This is a genomic window from Streptococcus porcinus (genome assembly GCF_900475415.1).
GTDB lineage: Bacteria > Bacillota > Bacilli > Lactobacillales > Streptococcaceae > Streptococcus > Streptococcus porcinus.
This window is the reverse complement of the sequence record NZ_LS483388.1, coordinates 1,500,080-1,518,313: the sequence shown is the minus strand read 5'-3', so window position 1 is coordinate 1,518,313 and position 18,234 is coordinate 1,500,080. Positions and strand designations below refer to the sequence as shown.

Here is an 18,234-nt window from a genome sequence, read left to right as displayed (position 1 = left end):
AAAATAAAGTGAATAAAGAGAATGAGGTAGAAAAATGTCTAAAGTTTTCGTTTTTGGTCATCAAAACCCAGATACAGATGCTATTGCATCATCCTATGCTTTTGCCCATCTGGCAAAAAAAGCTTATGGTATGGATGCTGAAGTGGTAGCACTTGGAACACCGAATGAAGAAACAAATTTTGCACTTAAAAGTTTTGGAGTTACAGCACCTCGCCTTGTTGAATCTGCTCAAGCTGAAGGCGTTGACACAGTTATCTTAACGGATCACAATGAATTTCAACAATCAATTGCAGATATTGCAGATGTCACAATATATGGTGTTGTTGATCACCACCGAGTAGCTAACTTTGAAACAGCTAATCCATTATTTATGAGAGTTGAGCCTGTGGGATCAGCATCTTCTATTGTTTATCGTATGTACAAAGAAAATAATGTAGAAGTGCCAAAAGAAATTGCAGGCTTGCTCCTGTCAGGACTAATTTCAGATACTCTTCTTCTAAAATCACCGACAACACATGCTACTGACCATAAAGTCGCAGAAGAATTAGCTGCGTTAGCTCAAGTGAACTTAGAAGAATATGGAATGAATCTTCTAAAAGCAGGTACCAACTTAGCAAGTAAATCTGAAGCAGAGCTTATTGATATTGATGCTAAAACTTTTGAATTAAACGGAAGCCCTGTACGTGTCGCCCAAGTTAACACAGTTGATATTGCTGAAGTCTTAGAGCGTCAAGAAGCAATTGAAGCAGCAATTATGGAAGCTATTGCTAAGGAAGGCTATTCTGACTTTGTTTTAATGATTACCGATATTGTTAACTCAAATTCAGAAATCTTAGCAATTGGTAGCAACATGGATAAAGTTGAGGCAGCTTTCAACTTCACACTAGAAAATAATCATGCTTTTCTAGCGGGAGCTGTATCACGTAAAAAACAAGTTGTTCCACAATTAACAGAAAGCTTTGGAAACTAATGTCATATCTTGTTAATTTTAAAGAAGTTAAGACTAACTTATTAGAAGAAAGTCCTGTTAAAGAAGTTTTAGCAGGCCTAAGAGCTAATGAAGCCCGCTACTTCTGGAACAAATACAAACTTGCATATGAGGTTTTTACGATTGAGGAAAAACCTCATATTCTACCATTTATTGAGAAAGTCTTAGAAGAGCGGGAGATGACTTTTCCTTATAAAGCTCTTTGTGTTTCACAACTGGAAGTGGATGGTATTTTATGGTCACATGTCTATTATGATAATGGCTTAGCAGTAAACGTTCTTTACACCATGAAAGAAGGTGGGAAGCGTGCAGTTGGTTTTAAACTATCAAATGGGATTGAAATTCCAAAAGAATTTGAAGGTAAATTTAAATTTGCAAGGCAGCGTTCTAAATTAGCTGGTGAAATTCGTGGTAGCTTTTTCGTCATTAAAGGTGACTATTTGTAAAAGTGGACTTATCCACTTTTTTTCATAGGTAGAAGGGTAGCTTTAAGCTGATGTTAATTGTAATTAATCCTAATAAGACAACCAAGCAAGTTTTCTTCAAAGATCTAATCAACTATCTTTATCAACATACAAATGTCACTTTACGACAGCTCAAAAAAGTATTTCCTGATGTAAGACATTTAGATCGGCACTTGGATCTTTATATTGAGGAAACTTACATTTTAAGAGATGAGCGTCGTTATTATTTGAATCTTCCACTTCTTAAGAGCACAGAAGGGTTACAGCTTGATAGCATGGTGTTTGTAGATAATGAAACTCCTATTTACCAAGAACTTCAAGAACTAGTTTTTGAGACTAGGCTGGCTAATAAAACTAATGATCTTATCATTATAGAACGAACTGATTTTACTAGAGATACATTAACCTTATCCAATTATTTTTATAAATTAGGAAAAGGTTATTCTTTATCCACGGAACAAAACAAACTGTATCAGATCATAGGGGATGTTAATCCAGACTACGCCTTAAAATATCTGAGCACGTTTTTAATGAAGTTTATTCGCAAAGATTTGGTCTTACAAAAAAGGCCAGATATTTTCTGTAAAACGCTTGTAGAGCTTAATTATTTGCAAGAAAAAGAGGAACATAAATACCAATTAAATGGGAAATTGGACCAAGTCTCTCTTCACTATGTAGCGCCAAAAAAGCTTGACTATCATGATAACAGTCAGCTTTGAGAGCGAATACAGACTAAAGAAAAGGTTGAAATCGTACAGATTTCAACCTTTTAGTTTTTAGTTTTTATCATTAAATAAAGAAAATAAGGGGCACCAATGATGGAAACCAAAATACCCGTAGGAATATTAGAACCAACAAGGAAAACTCTTGTGATAGTATCAGCAATAAGCATAAGAAGCATTCCAAGCAAAAAACTTGTTGGTAAATTTAAGCGATGATCCTCACCTGCTAGTTGACGACTCAGGTGGCCAGCCATTAAACCGACAAAGGCAATGTTACCGACTAAAACCACACTCAAGGCAGCAAGGCTACTTGATAAAATTAGTGAAAGTCGACGCTCTTTTCTTAATTGAAAACCTAGAGTAATTGACATGTCGTCAGATAGATTCATAAGATTTAACTGGTAAGCCTGCCAATAACTAATTAACCATAGAATAATAAGAAGAGGCAAGATAACTTTGAGAGTTGGCCAATCATCTCCAGTGATGCGTCCGCTTAACCAAGTGACGATATAGTCGGTTTTATAACGATTAACATTTCCAACTAAAGCAATCATAAGACTAGAGAGCATCATAGAAAGTCCAACGCCTGTAATGATTAGAGTCACTGGGTTTAGAGGTCTATTTTTGATGTGGGACATGTGATAGACTAGGGTCACAGAAAGGCCTGATCCGATCATCGCAAAAAAAGGTAAAGAATAAAGAGATGTCGACGTCTCTAGAAAACCAAAGGCAGTGAAAATAGCAATTACAATACCAGCTCCAGCATTAATTCCTAGAATGCCAGAATCTGCTAGAGGGTTCTTGGTTAGTGTCTGTAGAATATTACCAGATAGTGCTAGAGATGCTCCACCAAAAAGTGCTGCTAGCAGACGAGGTAATCGTATCTTTGTTAGAATAAATACTGTTGTCGAATCAGCTTTGCCTAAAATAAGATTGCTAATGCCTTTAAGTGAGAAGCTAGAATCACCAATTCCAAGAGTAACGATACTCAAGAAAATAACAAGCAAAGTTAAAAGCAGAATTAGCTGAACTTTATTAAGATGTTTCATGCCTTACCCCCTTTTCTAACTAGCCACAAAAATGCTGGGAATCCTAAAAAGCCAATAATTGCAGTAAGCGGTGTTTCGAAGGGAGGATTCATAGTCCGACAAATTAAATCAACAGCTAAGAGAAAAGTTGCTCCTGCAAAAGCAATCAAGGGCAAACTTAGTTGATAATTTTGGGGAAGATAATTTTTAATGAGATGTGGAATAATCAAACCAACAAAAGCGATACTTCCTGCAATAGCTACCGAAGCTGAAGCTAAGAGTAAGACTAATCCTAAAAAAATAATTGTGAGCTTAGTTGTTGATTGCCCAAGGGCTTTTGACTGAGTTTCACTTAAACTTAATATGGATAACTGATAAGCTAATAGTTGAACGGTAATTAAAGAAAGAAGGATGATTGGTGCAATATAGGCTAACATCTGCCAATTAGTTCCGACCAAACCTCCAGCTTGCCAACCAATAATCGCATTAGCTAAATGAAAATAATTAGTGATTGCTCGACCTAATGCTGACAATAGAGTTGATACCATAGCGCCAGCCAGTATTAATCTTAATTGTTGGTAACCTTTTCCCACCCGATAGGAGAGACTAAAGATAATGATGCTAGCAAGGATGGAACCTGATAAACAGACTAAGATAATGACTGAGTAATGGAGATGATGAAAGAGTGCGTAAGCAATGACAAGTGCTAGTCCAGCTCCGCTATTAATCCCCAATAAGCCTGGATCAGCAATGGGGTTCCGCGTAATAGCTTGCATTAAGGCTCCTGATACAGCCAAGGCCGCACCAACAAGAATGGCAGCAAAAATTCTTGGTAATCTCATATCCCATATGATAGTCACTTGCCTCTGGTTAGAAGATTGATGGAGTAAAACTTGCATCAATTCTTGATGAGTCATTGATTTAGCTCCAAAACGGAGGCTTAAATAAAGGATCACCAAAAAAGTGAAACTGATAAGGGTAAAAAGAAGGAAAAAGTCTCTTTTTTGTTGAGACATGCGTGAATTTTTCAAGGCCATTGCTCAACTTCCTTTTAGTTTTTGTTTTCGAGGATTGCTTTTTTAAGAGTTTTTAACTCATGTTCTAAAGATAGAGGGTCAGTGAAGTAGAAGGTGTTGGCATTAACTTTTATGACGTGTTTTGCTTTGACAGCAGGAAGGTTTTTCCACATATCACTCTCATAAAGAGCAGAACCTGTTTTTTTATCTTCGGCAGCTACTATTACATAATCTCCGATATAGTCAGGTAAAACTTCTTGAGAGATAGAGAGGTAACCTTTTGGAAAAACATCTTTTTCAACTTTAGCTGGAGCTTTATAGCCGAAGGCCTGATGAATGATTTCACCACCACGTCCCCAATCTTTTCCGAAAAGATAGATTTCTTTTTCAAAGAGTCCCATCACGGTAAAGGTAGCTTCTTTACCTGTTACAGCTTTGACCTCTTTAGCTAATTTTTTTGTTTTGTTAGTCCAATTCTTTAACCATTTATCAGTTTCTTTAGTTTTATTAAAAACTTTACCAAAGTCTGAGAAGACTTGCAGGTAATCATGTTTACGGTATTCTACTGAAATTAAAGGTGCAATTTGAGCCAGTTGGTCACGTTTTTCTTCATTTGAGCCGACAATAATTAAGTCAGGTTTTAAAGCTGTGATTGCTTCTAAATCAGTTGGGGAAACAACTTTCGCCCCTTTAATGTATTTTTTCAATACTGGATTTTTTTGATCGTAAGAAGTGATACCTACAAGGTTAATGTCCAACTTAGCCAAGTAACCTGTGTAAGTAGAAGCTAAACTGACTACTCGCTTAGGATTCTCAGGGACTTGACCTTTATAAGTAAAACCAGAAATTTTTGGCATTTGTGAGATTTTCAGTTTATCTTGATTAGCTTTTTCTGTTTGCGTTGAGCAAGCTACCATGAGTAAACAAGCAATTAAAAGGGGCAACAACCTAAAGATTTTTTTCATAAATACTATTCTCCTAGTACAAAATTTATATTAGTTGATAGGTCAACATAATAGGACAGTGATGGATAGGGTCTTCCACAATTTGAGCATCAATAGCGAATATATTTTCAATATTATGTGGCGTCATTATTTCTGAAACGCTACCTTGATTAATAATCTTGCCATCTTTCATAGCAATCAAATAGTCGGAATAACGTGCTGATAAATTTAAATCATGTAGAACCATAATAATGGTTTTATGTGAAGTAACTTGTAGTTCTTTTAGTAAGTCTAAAACCTCTAACTGATGATTTAAATCTAAATAGGTAGTTGGTTCATCCAAAAAAATGGTATCGGTATCTTGGGCTAGGGCCATAGCAATCCAAACCCGCTGTTTTTGGCCACCAGATAGGGCGTCAACGCAGTGATCAGCTAAGTCTGTTAACTTCGTCATTGACAAGGCCCAGTTAATAATACGATGGTCTTCTTGACTGAGATGGCCCATGTGATTAAGGTGTGGATAGCGACCGTAAGACACGAGTTCATAGACGTTTATACCTGGAGAAGCTTCTTGAGATTGAGGCAACAAGGCTAATTTTTTGGCGATCTCTTTGGTGGGAAGTGAACTAATGTCTTGGCCGTCAATCAAAACACTACCAGATGCATGAGGAAGAATCCTTGTAAGTGCTTTAAGCAAAGTTGATTTACCACAACCATTAGCACCAATAATTGTTGTCATTTTTTGAGTGACTAGATTCAATGATAATTCTTTAATAATTGTTTTTTGATCACATTGAACAGTCATATTTTTTGCCTGAATGGTTGACATCGGGACCTCCTTACTTTTCATATTTTTGCTGAAAGCTCTCTCATTATAGCATAGAAGAATGGCTTGACAAAGGCTTTTTTTATTGAAATTCTCTTTTTATTCTAAGAAATTTAATTGTTTAGAATGGTTAAAAAGAGTAGCAATAACCATTCTAATTTATCAAGTTTTAAATGATACTATCTGATAATAGTACAAAGTTAAGAAAGACTGATTATTAAAGTTGAAGGAAGTAAGCTTCGCTTTGAAGGGAATGTTAATAATGAAAGACAGTTCTTACTGATGAAGTAAGAACTGTCGAGCTTAGTTTAACGTTTTTATGAAAGCTTTAGCGATTGTATAATCACCGGCGTAGTCTGTTTTTTGGCCATTAACAATTTGGTAAGCATCTGCACCTTTACCAGCAATAATAAGGGCATCTTCTTCTTCTTGACATGATTGCAATCCAAGTTTGATAGCTTGTTCACGCTCTACTTCAATAGTAAGTTGACGAGAGACATAGCTGGCAATTTCTTCTGAAATAGTTTGAGGATCTTCAAAGTTAGGATCATCAGCTGTTAAAATAACTGATAAGTTTGGATGATTATTAATCACTTTGGCAAAATCAGCACGCCGGCTCTCCCCTTTATTGCCAGTGGAACCAATTATTAATGTAATCTGACCTTTTTGATGTTCTTCAACCACAGAAACAAGTTTTTCTAAGCTATCTCCATTGTGAGCATAGTCAACAAAAACTTTTGCACCGCAAGGATGGTTGAGGACTTCCATCCTGCCGGGGACAGTTGTCTGTGCTATCCCCTTTTGAATATCCTCGTGGCTTGCTCCTAAACGCAAGCAGGCTAAACCAGCAGCAATAGCATTTTCTTGATTAAAGCGTCCAATCAGGAGTGTTCTGTAGTTGCCTGCTAATTTACCAGTGGCCTTAAATGTAAAAGCCTGACTATCAGTGATACTATTATCAGATGCTTGTCCATAAAAGTCATGATCTTGTTTGGCTACTTGCTCTTTTAGGATGTGGAAATGATCCATATCGCTATTAATAATAACTGCACGGCTATTTTCCATCAAAAGACGTTTGTGGTAAAAATAGTCTTCAAAGTTAGGATGTTCAATTGGTCCAATATGATCTGGACTAATATTTAGAAAAACGCCGACATCGAAAGTCAGACCATAAACCCGACCAACCAGATAGGCCTGACTGGAAACTTCCATAATCAAGTGGGTCATACCATTAGAAACACATTCAGCCATCATTTTGAAGAGGTCCAAGCTTTCAGGTGTTGTTAATTGTGACTTGAAAAAAGTTTGTCCATCCAAAGTAGTATTCATTGTGGATAGCATTGCTGTCTTATGAGATTGCTTTAAAATATGGTAAGCAAAATAAGCTGAAGTCGTTTTGCCTTTAGTTCCTGTAAATGCTAGTAACTTAAGTTTATCTTGTGGATTATCATAAAAAGCCATCGCAATAATAGACATGGCATGCTTGATGTCATTAACAATAATTGCTGGAATACCGACTTCATAGTCCACTTCAGAAATATAAGCTTGTAAGCCCTGATTTAGTGCTGATTGTAGGTATTCTCCCTTAAAATTAGCTCCTTTTACAAAAAATAAGGTCTGATTATCTGCATCACGGCTATCATAACTGAGTTTTGAAAAGTTTAAACCAGTGTAATGATAGTAGTAGCTATCTTCTGCAATGACCTCACGAAAGTTTTTGTCACCCTTTAATAAATCAATAATTGTTTCAATTCTTATCATAATTCTTATTTTATCTTTTATGTTTCAGATTTACAAGTAACTAGCAAAAGTTTATAATATATCTATTATATGAAGAAAGAATAGTTATGGATAAGAATAAAAATAAACTGACACAAGAAGAATTAATGTTGCAGGGAACAGTTTGGTCCACAGCGAGCAACTTTATCAGTCGTTTACTTGGGGTTATTTATATTATTCCCTGGTTAATTTGGATGGGGCAACACGCCACTCAGGCCAACGCACTCTTTAATATGGGCTATAATGTGTATGCCTATTTTTTATTGATTTCAACAACAGGGTTGAATGTTGCCATTGCAAAACAAGTTGCTAAGTATAATTCCCTTAATCAAAAAGAACATAGTTACCAACTAATCCGAACAACCTTGAAATTAATGATTATTCTTGGTCTGATTTTTTCGGTTACTATGTATATAACGTCACCTTTCTTTTCAACCTTATCTGGGTCGGACGGTCAGCTGATACCAGTTATGCACAGCCTGTCGCTCGCTGTTTTTATATTTCCTGTCATGAGCGTTATCCGCGGTATCTTCCAAGGCCACAATAATATAAAACCTTATGCTCTTAGCCAAATAGCAGAGCAGATTATCAGGGTGATTTGGATGCTAACAGCTACCTTTATGATTATGAAGATAGGATCTGGCGACTACCTGCACGCAGTTACTCAATCGACACTAGCTGCTTTCATTGGTATGATTGCGAGTATGGCTGTTCTAGTTTTTTATTTAGCAAAAGAGGGGCTCTTAAAGGCTATTTTAGCTAAACCAAAGCAAGATGTTCCAATTGATGCTAAGGGCTTGTTATTGGAAACGTTGAAAGAGTCAATTCCTTTTATTGTGATAGGGAGTGCTATCCAAGCTTTTCAACTGATTGACCAGTGGACCTATTCCAATACGATGCTTCTTTTCACAAATTATACTAAAGAGCAACTCTTGATTCAATTTGGTTATTTTAATGCTAATCCTGCTAAAATTACCATGATTTTAATTGCCGTGGCAGCTTCTATAGGTGGTGTTGGGATTGCACTTTTGACAGAGAACCATATCAAAAAGGATAGTCGTGCATCGGCAAAATTGATTATTAATAATGTGGTTATGTTGATGATATTTCTTTTGCCGGCGTTACTAGGTGCTATTATCTTGGCTCGCCCCCTTTATTCTGTTTTTTATGGTTTCAGTGAAGTTGAGGCGATTAACTTATTTAGGGCAGTTCTTTTTCAAACAATTTTATTAGCTCTATATACCTTATTAGCTCCAATGTTACAAGCTCTTTTTGAGAATCGTAAGGCTCTCTATTATTTTGCTTATGGTATCCTTACTAAACTTGTTTTACAAGTACCATTGATTTATCTTTTCCACGCCTATGGTCCCATTATTGCCACCTCACTGGGCTTACTAGTGCCTATTTATCTGATGTATAAGCGTCTTCACCAAGTCACTAAGTTCAATCGAAAACTATTACTGAAACAGCTAACTTTAATTGCTCTACTAACAGCTATTATGGGAATTGTGGTAGCATTTGCTAATTGGCTTTTAGGATTTGTTTTTATTCCAACCGGACGTCTATCTAGTCTCCTTTATCTCTTGATTATTGGTTTGATTGGAATCATAGTATACGGTTATTTAACTCTTGCGACACATCAGTTGGATAAGTTAATTGGTCATAAGGCAGAAAAACTTAGAGCTAGGTTAAAAATGCCCTGAGACCGCAAAATGTACAGAACAGACTAGCACTTTATAGTGAATTCTAGCTGTTCTTTTTTTAGTCTTCTGGAGAAATTCTTTTGCAGCTCTGCTCCAAAGAAAGTTTGTTTGACAAAGCTGATTATATTTTAAAAAGAATTACCTAAATATGAAAAATTCCCCAGCAAAGACTAATGATTTTTGGTATAATGTGGAAGGTAAAAAATTTTTAGAAGGAAGTATGTTATCATGGGAAAATGTCAAGTTATTTCACATCCACTTATTCAGCATAAACTATCAATCTTACGCAGAGAAGACACTTCAACAAAGAATTTTCGGGAATTAGTCAATGAAATTGCGATGTTGATGGGGTATGAAGTATCACGTGATCTTCCGCTTGAAGATGTAGAGATTCAAACACCAGTGGCAAAAACAGTGCAGAAACAACTTACAGGTAAAAAATTGGCTATTGTCCCAATACTTAGAGCAGGTATCGGAATGGTTGATGGCTTCTTAAGTTTAGTTCCAGCTGCGAAAGTTGGACATATCGGAATGTACCGTGATGAAGAAACTTTTGAGCCAGTTGAATACCTTGTTAAACTTCCTGAAGATATTGATCAACGTCAAATTTTTGTTGTAGACCCAATGCTTGCGACAGGGGGATCTGCTATCTTAGCTGTGGATTCCTTGAAAAAACGTGGGGCAGCTAATATTAAATTTGTTTGTCTCGTAGCAGCACCAGAGGGTGTGAAAAAGTTACAAGAAGCTCACCCTGATGTTGATATTTATACAGCAGCCTTGGACGAAAAGTTAAATGAACATGGCTACATTGTACCTGGTCTTGGTGATGCTGGTGATAGATTATTTGGTACAAAATAAAAGTTCCAAATGCTTTGATTCAACTCAAGCTCATGAATAATTTTCTAACAACGATCTTTGCTAATATGAGAGAAGGCTTTCTAGTAAGGACTGGAAAGTTTTTTCAAAAGGAAAGTTATTATTTGACCTTATTTGACCAATAGATTATAATGAGGACAGTCATTAAAAGATAAATCTATTGAGACTTATATATTAATAGATATTTTATTTAGATTGGAGAATACTATGATTCCTGTAGTTATTGAACAAACAAGTCGAGGAGAACGTTCTTATGATATCTATTCACGTCTCCTAAAAGACCGTATTATTATGCTGACTGGACCAGTTGAAGATAATATGGCAAATTCTATTATTGCACAATTGTTATTTTTGGACGCGCAAGATAATACTAAAGATATTTACCTCTATGTAAATACACCTGGAGGTTCAGTTTCAGCTGGTCTAGCAATTGTTGATACTATGAACTTTATTAAATCAGATGTTCAAACTATTGTAATGGGTATGGCTGCCTCAATGGGAACTATCATTGCATCATCAGGTGCCAAAGGCAAACGATTCATGCTACCAAATGCTGAATACTTAATTCATCAACCGATGGGTGGTGCTGGCAGTGGTACGCAACAAACGGATATGGCAATTGTTGCTGAACAGTTGTTAAAAACACGGAAACGTCTTGAAAAAATCCTTGCTGATAATTCTGGTAAGACGATTAAACAAATTCATAAAGATGCAGAACGTGACTACTGGATGGATGCCAAAGAGACTTTAGAATATGGCTTCATTGATGAAATTATGGAAAATAATGAATTAAAATAAACTAATAAAAGAACCGAAATAACTGTTTTCGGTTCTTTTTTTAAATTGAAGTGATTTTTCTAGCAATTTATAAGTATTGATACTATTCTGCTATCTAGGAATATAAAAAAGTCGAAAGCCAAGTTATAATACCATAAAGATCTATCTAGAATGCGGTGGGTAAAAATTAGGGAAAGGCTACCTTTTTAGAAAGGTAAAGACTTTTTTTAAATATGGTTATGGATGGTGAGGATGATTTTAATTCATAAAAACATGGTATTAGCTCTGGTTTATGATATAATCATTTTATGTTAGTCATTAACGAAGATCTATTTGCTATTGAAGACGCTATTGACCATTTAATAGAAGATATTAAGAAAACAGGGGAATTTCAAACTTATCGAAAAGTCTACAATGAGTTTAAAAAAGACCAGCAACTGCAATACGAAATTGAACAGTTTCAGAGATTACTCACTGATGTAGCAGATCAAAAAGACTACTTAAGGTATCGTCCCGACAGTAAATCCATTAATAAAGAAATCTTGCGTAAAAAGAGAGAGCTTGATTTACACCCTAAAGTGGTTGCATTGCGAATTGCAGAGGTTGATTTACAAACAATTTTAGCAGAGATTGCAAAGAGCATTGCTGAAATTGTGTCTTCAACTATCTTTATTGATACAGGGTTACCATTAGCTGAACGACGAGAAAGAATTGCAAAAGGAATTTATCGAAATATAAAAGAAGGAAATAGCGCATGTTTGAAAGACAAAGTAGAGTTGGAATAATCGTCTACCTTTATTACAATCGTGATGCCCGTAAGATTCAAAAATTTGGTGATTGTCATTACCATTCAAGAAAATCACGCTATATTATTCTATATGTTAATAAGGAAGAACTTGCTGACAAAGTTAAAGATATTAGCAAATTGAAATTTGTTAAAGAAGTTAAACTCTCTGAGCTTGATGCCATTGATCGTGACTTTGTAGGAAATCTTTACCGTTAAAACAATTTAATAAAGAGTATCGTTTCTTAAAGAGGCTAAGTGGCTAGGAATTAATGTCCTAGCCTTTTTTACATTAAAAACCAGTTTAAACTATTGACAATTTTCTGATAATTCTGTATTCTTAGATACATATTACTTTAGACTAGATGAGGAAATGATTTATGCAAAAGAAAATTTTTGCCACAATAGGCACAGGACTCGCTTTATTTTCATTAGCAGCTTGTGATGCGGCTCCCCCCAGTAGTACATCAAATGCTGAAGGAACCAAAATTGAGAAAACGGTGAAAATTGGCCTAAACTTGGAGCTGACAGGACCAGTTTCTGCTTATGGCAGTGCAGAAAAAGTTGGGGCAATGATGGCTGTTGCTGAAATTAATAAAGCTGGCGGCATCAATGGTAAAAAGATAGAAGTCATTTCGAAAGATAACAAATCAGAAAATGCTGAGTCTGCTACTGTAACGACTAGCTTGGCAACGCAAAATAACGTTAATGTCATTATCGGACCATCTACTTCAGGAGCGGCAGCAGCAGCATCACCTAATGCCACACAAGCAGCAGTACCGTTGATTACGCCTTCTGGGACGCAAGATGACTTAACGATTGCAAAAGACGGAAAAACGTACGATTATATCTACCGAACAACTTTTATTGATTCTTATCAAGGAGATGTTTTGTCAACATTTGCCAGCGATCATTTAAAAGCTAAAAAAGTGGCTCTCTTTTATGATAACTCTAGTGACTACGCAAAAGGCATTGCCAAACGATTTAAACGTGTTTACAAGGGTAAAATTGTTTCTGAGTCTACCTATCAGTCAGGGGATACGGATTTCCAATCAGCATTGACAAAAATAAAAAATCAAGATTATGATGCTGTCATTATGCCGGGTTATTATCAAGAAACTGGAACTATTATTAAGCAGGCGCGTGAAATGGGGATAAAAGTACCCATTGTAGGTCCTGATGGCTTTGCTGATGCTAAGTTAGTTGAACTTGGCGGAAAAGATAATGTTACAGATGTTTATTATCTTTCTGGTTATTCTGCATCCATATCTAAAAAAGCGGCCACTTTTGCTAAACATTATAAAAAGAAATATGGCAAAGAACCATCAATGTTTGCGGCCTTAGCCTATGATTCTGTGTACATGGTAGCAGAGGCTGCTAAAGGAGCAAAAACCTCGAAAGATATTTCTAAAGGGATTGCGGCATTAAAGCAATTTGAAGGTGTTACTGGAACGATGACTATTGACCACAAACACAACCCTATCAAATCTGTGACAGTCATTGGTTTAACCAAGGGGAAAGAAAGTTCAGCAACCGTTATTGCGGCAAAATAAGAAAAAAGACTGTTTAAGAAATGTAGAAAGATTGGTAAATAAATGCTTCAACAACTTGTTAACGGCCTGATTTTGGGCAGTGTCTATGCCCTTTTGGCCTTGGGTTACACCATGGTTTATGGTATTATCAAATTAATAAACTTCGCACATGGCGATTTGTTCATGATGGGCGCTTTTATAGGTTATTACTTAATTAATGTTTTTCATCTCAATATCTTTGTAGCTCTCTTACTAACGATGGTGATTACAGCTTGCTTAGGTATGTTGATTGAATTTTTAGCCTATCGTCCCTTACGTCAATCTACCCGGATTGCGGCACTCATTACTGCTATCGGGGTATCGTTTCTCTTGGAGTATGGAATGGTTTATCTCGTCGGGGCAGAAGCTAGAGCTTTCCCTCAAGCTTTAAAAACGGTTAAATATTCACTAGGTCCGGTAAGCATCAGCAATGTCCAAATTATTATTCTAGTGGTTTCACTCCTTTTAATGATTAGTTTACAGTTCGTTGTTAAAAAGACCAAAATGGGAAAAGCAATGCGCGCGGTGTCTGTTGACAGTGATGCTGCCCAATTAATGGGAATTAATGTCAACTCCACCATCAGTTTCACTTTTGCCCTTGGCTCTGCATTAGCTGGAGCAGCAGGGGTTTTAATCGGTTTATATTATAATTCGATTAATCCTTTGATGGGGATGACGCCAGGAATTAAAGCTTTTGTTGCTGCCGTTTTAGGTGGAATTGGGATTATACCAGGCGCTGCCTTGGGAGGTTTCATGATTGGTCTTATTGAGACTATTTCGGTTTCCATTGGCTTCTCAAGTTATCGTGATGCTATTGTTTACGCCGTCTTGATTCTGATTTTATTAATAAGACCAGCTGGGCTATTAGGAAAAAATGTAAAGGAAAAGGTATAAGGATGAGAAAAAATAAAAAATCCCTTGGAACTTGGTTGATTATGATGACCTGTCTTTTTCTTGCCCTTAGTTTTTTAATTAACGGTGGTTTACTTGGTCCTTATCATGTACAAATTCTAATGGGAATTGGTATTTCAATTATTATGGCTATGGGGACCAATCTAGTTCTTGGTTTTTCAGGCCAGTTTCCGTTAGGTCAAGCAGGTTTTATGGCAATTGGGGCCTATGCTACAGCTATTTTCACTAATTATATGCCAACTTATCTCGGGTTTTATATTTCCATGTTATTAGGTGTTTTGGTAGCGGGCGTACTTGCAATTATAGTTGGCTTCCCAACTCTACGGCTTAAAGGTGATTATTTAGCCATTGCGACCTTGGGTGTTGCCGAAATTATTCGTATTGCAATAGTTAACGGAGGAGATATTACAAATGGTGCAGCTGGATTGACAGGAATCTTGCGTTATAGTACGTGGCCGGTTGTGTTTGTCTTTGTAGTTTTTATTGCAGTGGCAATGCTCAATTTCTTACGTTCGTCAGTTGGTCGTCAAGTTATCTCGGTTCGTGAAAATGAGATTGCTGCAGAATCAATGGGTGTTAATACGACGAAAATAAAAGTTTTAACCTTCGCTTTTGCTGCGATGACAGCAAGTATTGCAGGTTCTTTATACGTTGGTTATATTGGAACGGTTGTCCCTAAAGATTTCACCATTATGCGGTCTATTGATTACTTGATTATTGCGGTACTAGGAGGTTTGGGATCAATGACAGGTACGATCCTTGCTGCTATTGTCTTAGGAGTACTTAATATGTATTTACAAAGTTTCTCCGATATTCGGATGATTATTTATTCTATAGCTTTAATCTTAGTAATGGTTTTCAAACCTGGTGGTCTTATGGGAACTAAAGAACTTGTCTTATCAGGCTTATTTTTTGACAAAAAGAAGGAGGGCAAATAAATGGCACTTCTTGAAGTTAATCATTTAACCAAAAATTTTGGTGGTTTGACGGCTGTTGGTGATGTCACGATGGAATTAAACCAAGGAGAACTAGTAGGATTAATTGGTCCAAATGGAGCAGGAAAAACCACATTATTCAATCTTTTGACGGGAGTTTACCTTCGGAGTGAGGGGACAGTAACCTTAGATGGAACTTTACTGAATGGAAAAGCTCCCTATAAAATTGCTGCTCTTGGCTTATCACGCACATTCCAAAATATTCGTCTTTTTAAAGATATGTCAGTACTTGATAATGTCTTAATTGGCTTAGCCAATCAGGAAAAAGATAATCTTTTAGCAAGTATCTTACGCTTACCAAGTTATTATAAAAAAGAGGCTGAGCTAAAAGAAAAAGCTCTTAAGCTCTTAGCAATTTTTAAATTAGACCAAGAAGCTAATACCTTAGCTAAAAACCTTCCTTATGGGCAGCAGCGACGTCTTGAGATTGTGCGAGCATTAGCCACTAAACCCAAAATTTTATTTTTAGATGAACCAGCAGCTGGAATGAATCCTCAAGAAACAGCAGAATTAACAGCATTAATTCGTCAAATTAAAAATGATTTTGGTATTACGATCATCTTAATAGAACACGACATGAGTTTAGTAATGGAAGTAACAGAAAGAATTTATGTTTTAGAATATGGTCGTTTGATTGCTCATGGGACGCCGCAAGAGATTAAAAATAATAAACGGGTCATCGAAGCCTATTTAGGAGGAGAACTGTAATGCCTATGTTATCAGTTGAAGACTTATCAATAAATTATGGTGCAATTGAGGCTGTTAAAGACATTTCTTTTACTGTTGAAGAAGGAGAAGTTGTTACTCTTATTGGAGCAAATGGAGCAGGAAAAACTTCCATTTTACGTACTATCTCTGGTTTGATCAAGCCCAGTAAGGGTAACATCTCTTTTTTAGGTCAATCCATTGAGAAGTTACCAGCACGAAAAATTGTAGCCCAAGATTTATCTCAAGTGCCAGAAGGTCGGCATGTCTTTGCTGGATTAACGGTGATGGAAAATTTAGAGATGGGAGCTTTCTTGATAAAGGATAAGACAGAAAATCAACGAACTTTAAAAATGATTTTTGACCGTTTTCCACGTCTCGAAGAACGTAAAAATCAAGATGCCGCCACTTTATCTGGTGGGGAACAACAGATGCTTGCAATGGGAAGAGCCTTGATGAGTAAACCCAAATTGTTACTTTTAGATGAGCCTTCTATGGGATTAGCACCTATTTTTATTAATGAAATTTTTGATATTATCCAAGATATTCAAAAACAGGGAATGACTGTCTTGTTGATTGAGCAAAATGCCAATAAGGCCTTATCAATAGCTGATCGGGCCTATGTTTTGGAAACTGGAAAAGTAGTTTTATCTGGTTCAGGTTCAGAATTGTTAGAATCAGATCAAGTAAAAAAAGCTTACCTAGGCGGTTAGAATGGTAAATCACCTAAGATATGTTATCTAAATAAAAAAGAGATTATGAGGAGTTGTTATGGCTGTTAAAGATTATATGACAAAAGATGTCGTCACTATTACACCCAATACAGGTGTGGCTCAGGCTGCTGATATTATGCGAGATCAAGGTATTCGAAGACTTCCTGTTATGGAAGATGATAGGTTAGTTGGTCTTGTCACTGCAGGGACTATGGCTGAAGCAACACCGTCAAAAGCGACCAGTTTATCTATTTACGAAATGAATTATCTCCTTAATAAAACAAAAATTAAGGATATCATGTTAAAAAAAGTGATAACGATCACACCAGAAGCTAGTCTCGAAGATGCTATTTATTTAATGCTAGAGCATAAAATTGGTGTATTACCAGTTCTTGATAATCATCAACTCTGTGGGATTATTACAGACCGAGATGTTTTTAAAGCCTTTCTTCATGTTTCTGGTTATGGAACTGAAGGAGTACGTGTTGTTTTAGAGGCTGATAATGTTGTTGGAGTCTTAGCTAAAGTAGCAGAATCTATTTCTAAAGCAAATCTTAATATTGGTCGTATTGTCGCTGATACACGAGCTACAGGCAAAACAGTTGTGGAACTCCAAATTGATGGAAATATAGATCGGTCTATCTTAACTGAAAAATTACAAGCTACAGGTGTGACAGTTATTTCAGTAGAGGCAACCCATCTTAAAGCAAACCTAGACTAATCTTTTACTGCCTTGACGAAAGGCAGTGTTTTTTTGTTTAAATTTTGGTAAAATAGTAACAGAAATGAAAAGGAACAGATATGGCAAAAGGTAAATTAATTACATTTGAAGGGCCAGATGGTGCTGGAAAAACGAGTGTTATAGAGGGACTAATTCCTCTCTTAAAAAATATAAATCAGACTGAAATGGTAGTGACGCGAGAACCAGGAGGAGTGGCAATTGCTGAGAGTATCAGAGAAGTTATTTTAGATATCCAAAATACGGCTATGGATCCTAAAACAGAACTCTTGCTCTATATTGCTGCCAGAAGGCAGCATTTGGTTGAAAAGGTACTACCTGCTTTAAATCAAGGCCAAATAGTTCTGATAGATCGCTTCATTGACAGCTCTGTTGCCTATCAAGGAGCAGGTAGAGGACTCTCAAAAAAGGATATTCAATGGTTAAATGATTTTGCAACAGATGGGGTCAAACCTGATTTAACCCTTTACTTTGATATTAGTCCCGAAATTGGTTTAGCTCGGATTGCAAAAAACAAAAAGCGTGAGATTAATCGTCTTGATATGGAAAAAATTGAGATGCACCAGCAAGTACGAAAAGGGTATTTAGAGCTAGCTAGTGAAGCTCCTGATAGAATTGTGACGATTGATGCTTCCAAGGCTCTAGATGACGTTATTGCGCAAGCTTTTGGCATTATCAAAGAAAAAATCTAA

20 protein-coding genes are annotated in these 18,234 nt (G+C 36.3%); 15 read left to right on the top strand and 5 right to left on the bottom strand.

Translation table 11 applies throughout. The features are described 5' to 3' along the window. Window positions 1-34: 34 nt before the first annotated feature. The 3 genes from DQM45_RS07540 to DQM45_RS07530 are packed head-to-tail and all read left to right on the top strand — an operon-like array spanning window position 35 to window position 2,171. Complete coding sequence (locus tag DQM45_RS07540; RefSeq protein WP_003084955.1) at window positions 35-970, top strand: manganese-dependent inorganic pyrophosphatase; 936 nt, start codon at window positions 35-37, stop codon at window positions 968-970. Continuing rightward, window positions 970-1,434, top strand: coding sequence for a hypothetical protein (locus tag DQM45_RS07535; protein WP_003085949.1), 465 nt, complete (start codon window positions 970-972; stop codon window positions 1,432-1,434). The genes DQM45_RS07540 and DQM45_RS07535 overlap by 1 nt, the downstream gene beginning before the upstream one ends. 50 nt (window positions 1,435-1,484) lie before the next feature. Next, window positions 1,485-2,171, top strand: coding sequence for a DUF1803 domain-containing protein (locus DQM45_RS07530; RefSeq protein ID WP_003084268.1), 687 nt, complete (start codon window positions 1,485-1,487; stop codon window positions 2,169-2,171). 50 nt (window positions 2,172-2,221) lie between these two features. Here the strand turns inward: DQM45_RS07530 and DQM45_RS07525 are convergent, their stop codons facing one another. From DQM45_RS07525 to DQM45_RS07505, 5 genes are all read right to left on the bottom strand, one after another. Then, on the bottom strand, window positions 2,222-3,223 hold the full coding sequence (locus tag DQM45_RS07525) for a FecCD family ABC transporter permease (RefSeq protein WP_003083809.1): 1,002 nt from the start codon (window positions 3,221-3,223) through the stop codon (window positions 2,222-2,224). Then, a complete protein-coding gene (locus DQM45_RS07520; RefSeq protein WP_003085839.1) occupies window positions 3,220-4,239 on the bottom strand; it encodes a FecCD family ABC transporter permease in 1,020 nt (339 codons plus the stop codon). The genes DQM45_RS07525 and DQM45_RS07520 overlap by 4 nt, the downstream gene beginning before the upstream one ends. 14 nt (window positions 4,240-4,253) lie before the next feature. After that, window positions 4,254-5,183, bottom strand: a complete 930-nt coding sequence (locus tag DQM45_RS07515) for an iron-hydroxamate ABC transporter substrate-binding protein (protein ID WP_003083065.1) — start codon at window positions 5,181-5,183, stop codon at window positions 4,254-4,256. Window positions 5,184-5,208: 25 nt separating this feature from the next. Further along, window positions 5,209-5,991: an ABC transporter ATP-binding protein gene (locus tag DQM45_RS07510; protein WP_003085385.1), complete on the bottom strand. Its 783-nt coding sequence runs from the start codon at window positions 5,989-5,991 to the stop codon at window positions 5,209-5,211. Window positions 5,992-6,291: 300 nt separating this feature from the next. Then, window positions 6,292-7,749 (bottom strand): UDP-N-acetylmuramoyl-L-alanyl-D-glutamate--L-lysine ligase, encoded by a 1,458-nt coding sequence (locus DQM45_RS07505; RefSeq protein ID WP_003082548.1) that lies wholly within the window; start codon window positions 7,747-7,749, stop codon window positions 6,292-6,294. Between the two features lie 86 nt (window positions 7,750-7,835). Between DQM45_RS07505 and DQM45_RS07500 the strand changes: the two genes are divergently transcribed. From DQM45_RS07500 to tmk, 12 genes are all read left to right on the top strand, one after another. Then, on the top strand, window positions 7,836-9,470 hold the full coding sequence (locus tag DQM45_RS07500) for a putative polysaccharide biosynthesis protein (RefSeq protein WP_003085017.1): 1,635 nt from the start codon (window positions 7,836-7,838) through the stop codon (window positions 9,468-9,470). 228 nt (window positions 9,471-9,698) lie between these two features. Further along, window positions 9,699-10,328 (top strand): uracil phosphoribosyltransferase, encoded by a 630-nt coding sequence (gene upp / locus DQM45_RS07495; protein ID WP_003084317.1) that lies wholly within the window; start codon window positions 9,699-9,701, stop codon window positions 10,326-10,328. Between the two features lie 225 nt (window positions 10,329-10,553). Next, window positions 10,554-11,144, top strand: coding sequence for an ATP-dependent Clp protease proteolytic subunit ClpP (gene clpP / locus DQM45_RS07490; RefSeq protein WP_003083781.1), 591 nt, complete (start codon window positions 10,554-10,556; stop codon window positions 11,142-11,144). A 287-nt stretch (window positions 11,145-11,431) separates the two neighbouring features. Continuing rightward, complete coding sequence (locus DQM45_RS07485; protein ID WP_003086116.1) at window positions 11,432-11,908, top strand: YlbF family regulator; 477 nt, start codon at window positions 11,432-11,434, stop codon at window positions 11,906-11,908. Continuing rightward, window positions 11,878-12,126, top strand: a complete 249-nt coding sequence (locus DQM45_RS07480; protein ID WP_003082879.1) for a DUF2129 domain-containing protein — start codon at window positions 11,878-11,880, stop codon at window positions 12,124-12,126. The genes DQM45_RS07485 and DQM45_RS07480 overlap by 31 nt, the downstream gene beginning before the upstream one ends. A gap of 161 nt (window positions 12,127-12,287) precedes the next feature. Then, a complete protein-coding gene (locus tag DQM45_RS07475; RefSeq protein WP_003084401.1) occupies window positions 12,288-13,460 on the top strand; it encodes an ABC transporter substrate-binding protein in 1,173 nt (390 codons plus the stop codon). A 42-nt stretch (window positions 13,461-13,502) separates the two neighbouring features. Next, window positions 13,503-14,372 carry a branched-chain amino acid ABC transporter permease gene (locus DQM45_RS07470; protein WP_003083303.1) on the top strand — a complete coding sequence of 290 codons (870 nt, stop codon included), beginning with the start codon at window positions 13,503-13,505 and terminating at the stop codon, window positions 14,370-14,372. 2 nt (window positions 14,373-14,374) lie between these two features. Then, complete coding sequence (locus tag DQM45_RS07465; RefSeq protein WP_003084871.1) at window positions 14,375-15,328, top strand: branched-chain amino acid ABC transporter permease; 954 nt, start codon at window positions 14,375-14,377, stop codon at window positions 15,326-15,328. Continuing rightward, entirely contained in the window at window positions 15,329-16,093 is a 765-nt protein-coding gene (locus DQM45_RS07460; protein WP_003084650.1) for an ABC transporter ATP-binding protein, read from the top strand. Further along, window positions 16,093-16,803, top strand: a complete 711-nt coding sequence (locus DQM45_RS07455) for an ABC transporter ATP-binding protein (protein ID WP_003084069.1) — start codon at window positions 16,093-16,095, stop codon at window positions 16,801-16,803. Before DQM45_RS07460 ends, DQM45_RS07455 begins: the two co-directional genes overlap by 1 nt. Before the next feature lie 58 nt (window positions 16,804-16,861). Beyond that, the gene (locus tag DQM45_RS07450; protein ID WP_003085226.1) at window positions 16,862-17,524 is read left to right on the top strand and encodes a CBS domain-containing protein; all 663 of its coding nucleotides are present in this window, start codon (window positions 16,862-16,864) and stop codon (window positions 17,522-17,524) included. An 80-nt stretch (window positions 17,525-17,604) separates the two neighbouring features. Further along, the gene (gene tmk / locus DQM45_RS07445; RefSeq protein WP_003084222.1) at window positions 17,605-18,234 is read left to right on the top strand and encodes a dTMP kinase; all 630 of its coding nucleotides are present in this window, start codon (window positions 17,605-17,607) and stop codon (window positions 18,232-18,234) included.

Excerpts from the sequence above, each read along its gene's own strand:
- DQM45_RS07540 (WP_003084955.1), top strand. The coding sequence starts at position 35 with ATGTCTAAAGTTTTCGTTTTTGGTCATCAAAACCCAGATACAGATGCT.
- DQM45_RS07535 (WP_003085949.1), top strand. The coding sequence starts at position 970 with ATGTCATATCTTGTTAATTTTAAAGAAGTTAAGACTAACTTATTAGAA.
- DQM45_RS07530 (WP_003084268.1), top strand. The coding sequence starts at position 1,485 with ATGTTAATTGTAATTAATCCTAATAAGACAACCAAGCAAGTTTTCTTC.
- DQM45_RS07525 (WP_003083809.1), bottom strand. The coding sequence starts at position 3,223 with ATGAAACATCTTAATAAAGTTCAGCTAATTCTGCTTTTAACTTTGCTT.
- DQM45_RS07520 (WP_003085839.1), bottom strand. The coding sequence starts at position 4,239 with ATGGCCTTGAAAAATTCACGCATGTCTCAACAAAAAAGAGACTTTTTC.
- DQM45_RS07515 (WP_003083065.1), bottom strand. The coding sequence starts at position 5,183 with ATGAAAAAAATCTTTAGGTTGTTGCCCCTTTTAATTGCTTGTTTACTC.
- DQM45_RS07510 (WP_003085385.1), bottom strand. The coding sequence starts at position 5,991 with ATGTCAACCATTCAGGCAAAAAATATGACTGTTCAATGTGATCAAAAA.
- DQM45_RS07505 (WP_003082548.1), bottom strand. The coding sequence starts at position 7,749 with ATGATAAGAATTGAAACAATTATTGATTTATTAAAGGGTGACAAAAAC.
- DQM45_RS07500 (WP_003085017.1), top strand. The coding sequence starts at position 7,836 with ATGGATAAGAATAAAAATAAACTGACACAAGAAGAATTAATGTTGCAG.
- upp (WP_003084317.1), top strand. The coding sequence starts at position 9,699 with ATGGGAAAATGTCAAGTTATTTCACATCCACTTATTCAGCATAAACTA.
- clpP (WP_003083781.1), top strand. The coding sequence starts at position 10,554 with ATGATTCCTGTAGTTATTGAACAAACAAGTCGAGGAGAACGTTCTTAT.
- DQM45_RS07485 (WP_003086116.1), top strand. The coding sequence starts at position 11,432 with ATGTTAGTCATTAACGAAGATCTATTTGCTATTGAAGACGCTATTGAC.
- DQM45_RS07480 (WP_003082879.1), top strand. The coding sequence starts at position 11,878 with ATGTTTGAAAGACAAAGTAGAGTTGGAATAATCGTCTACCTTTATTAC.
- DQM45_RS07475 (WP_003084401.1), top strand. The coding sequence starts at position 12,288 with ATGCAAAAGAAAATTTTTGCCACAATAGGCACAGGACTCGCTTTATTT.
- DQM45_RS07470 (WP_003083303.1), top strand. The coding sequence starts at position 13,503 with ATGCTTCAACAACTTGTTAACGGCCTGATTTTGGGCAGTGTCTATGCC.
- DQM45_RS07465 (WP_003084871.1), top strand. The coding sequence starts at position 14,375 with ATGAGAAAAAATAAAAAATCCCTTGGAACTTGGTTGATTATGATGACC.
- DQM45_RS07460 (WP_003084650.1), top strand. The coding sequence starts at position 15,329 with ATGGCACTTCTTGAAGTTAATCATTTAACCAAAAATTTTGGTGGTTTG.
- DQM45_RS07455 (WP_003084069.1), top strand. The coding sequence starts at position 16,093 with ATGCCTATGTTATCAGTTGAAGACTTATCAATAAATTATGGTGCAATT.
- DQM45_RS07450 (WP_003085226.1), top strand. The coding sequence starts at position 16,862 with ATGGCTGTTAAAGATTATATGACAAAAGATGTCGTCACTATTACACCC.
- tmk (WP_003084222.1), top strand. The coding sequence starts at position 17,605 with ATGGCAAAAGGTAAATTAATTACATTTGAAGGGCCAGATGGTGCTGGA.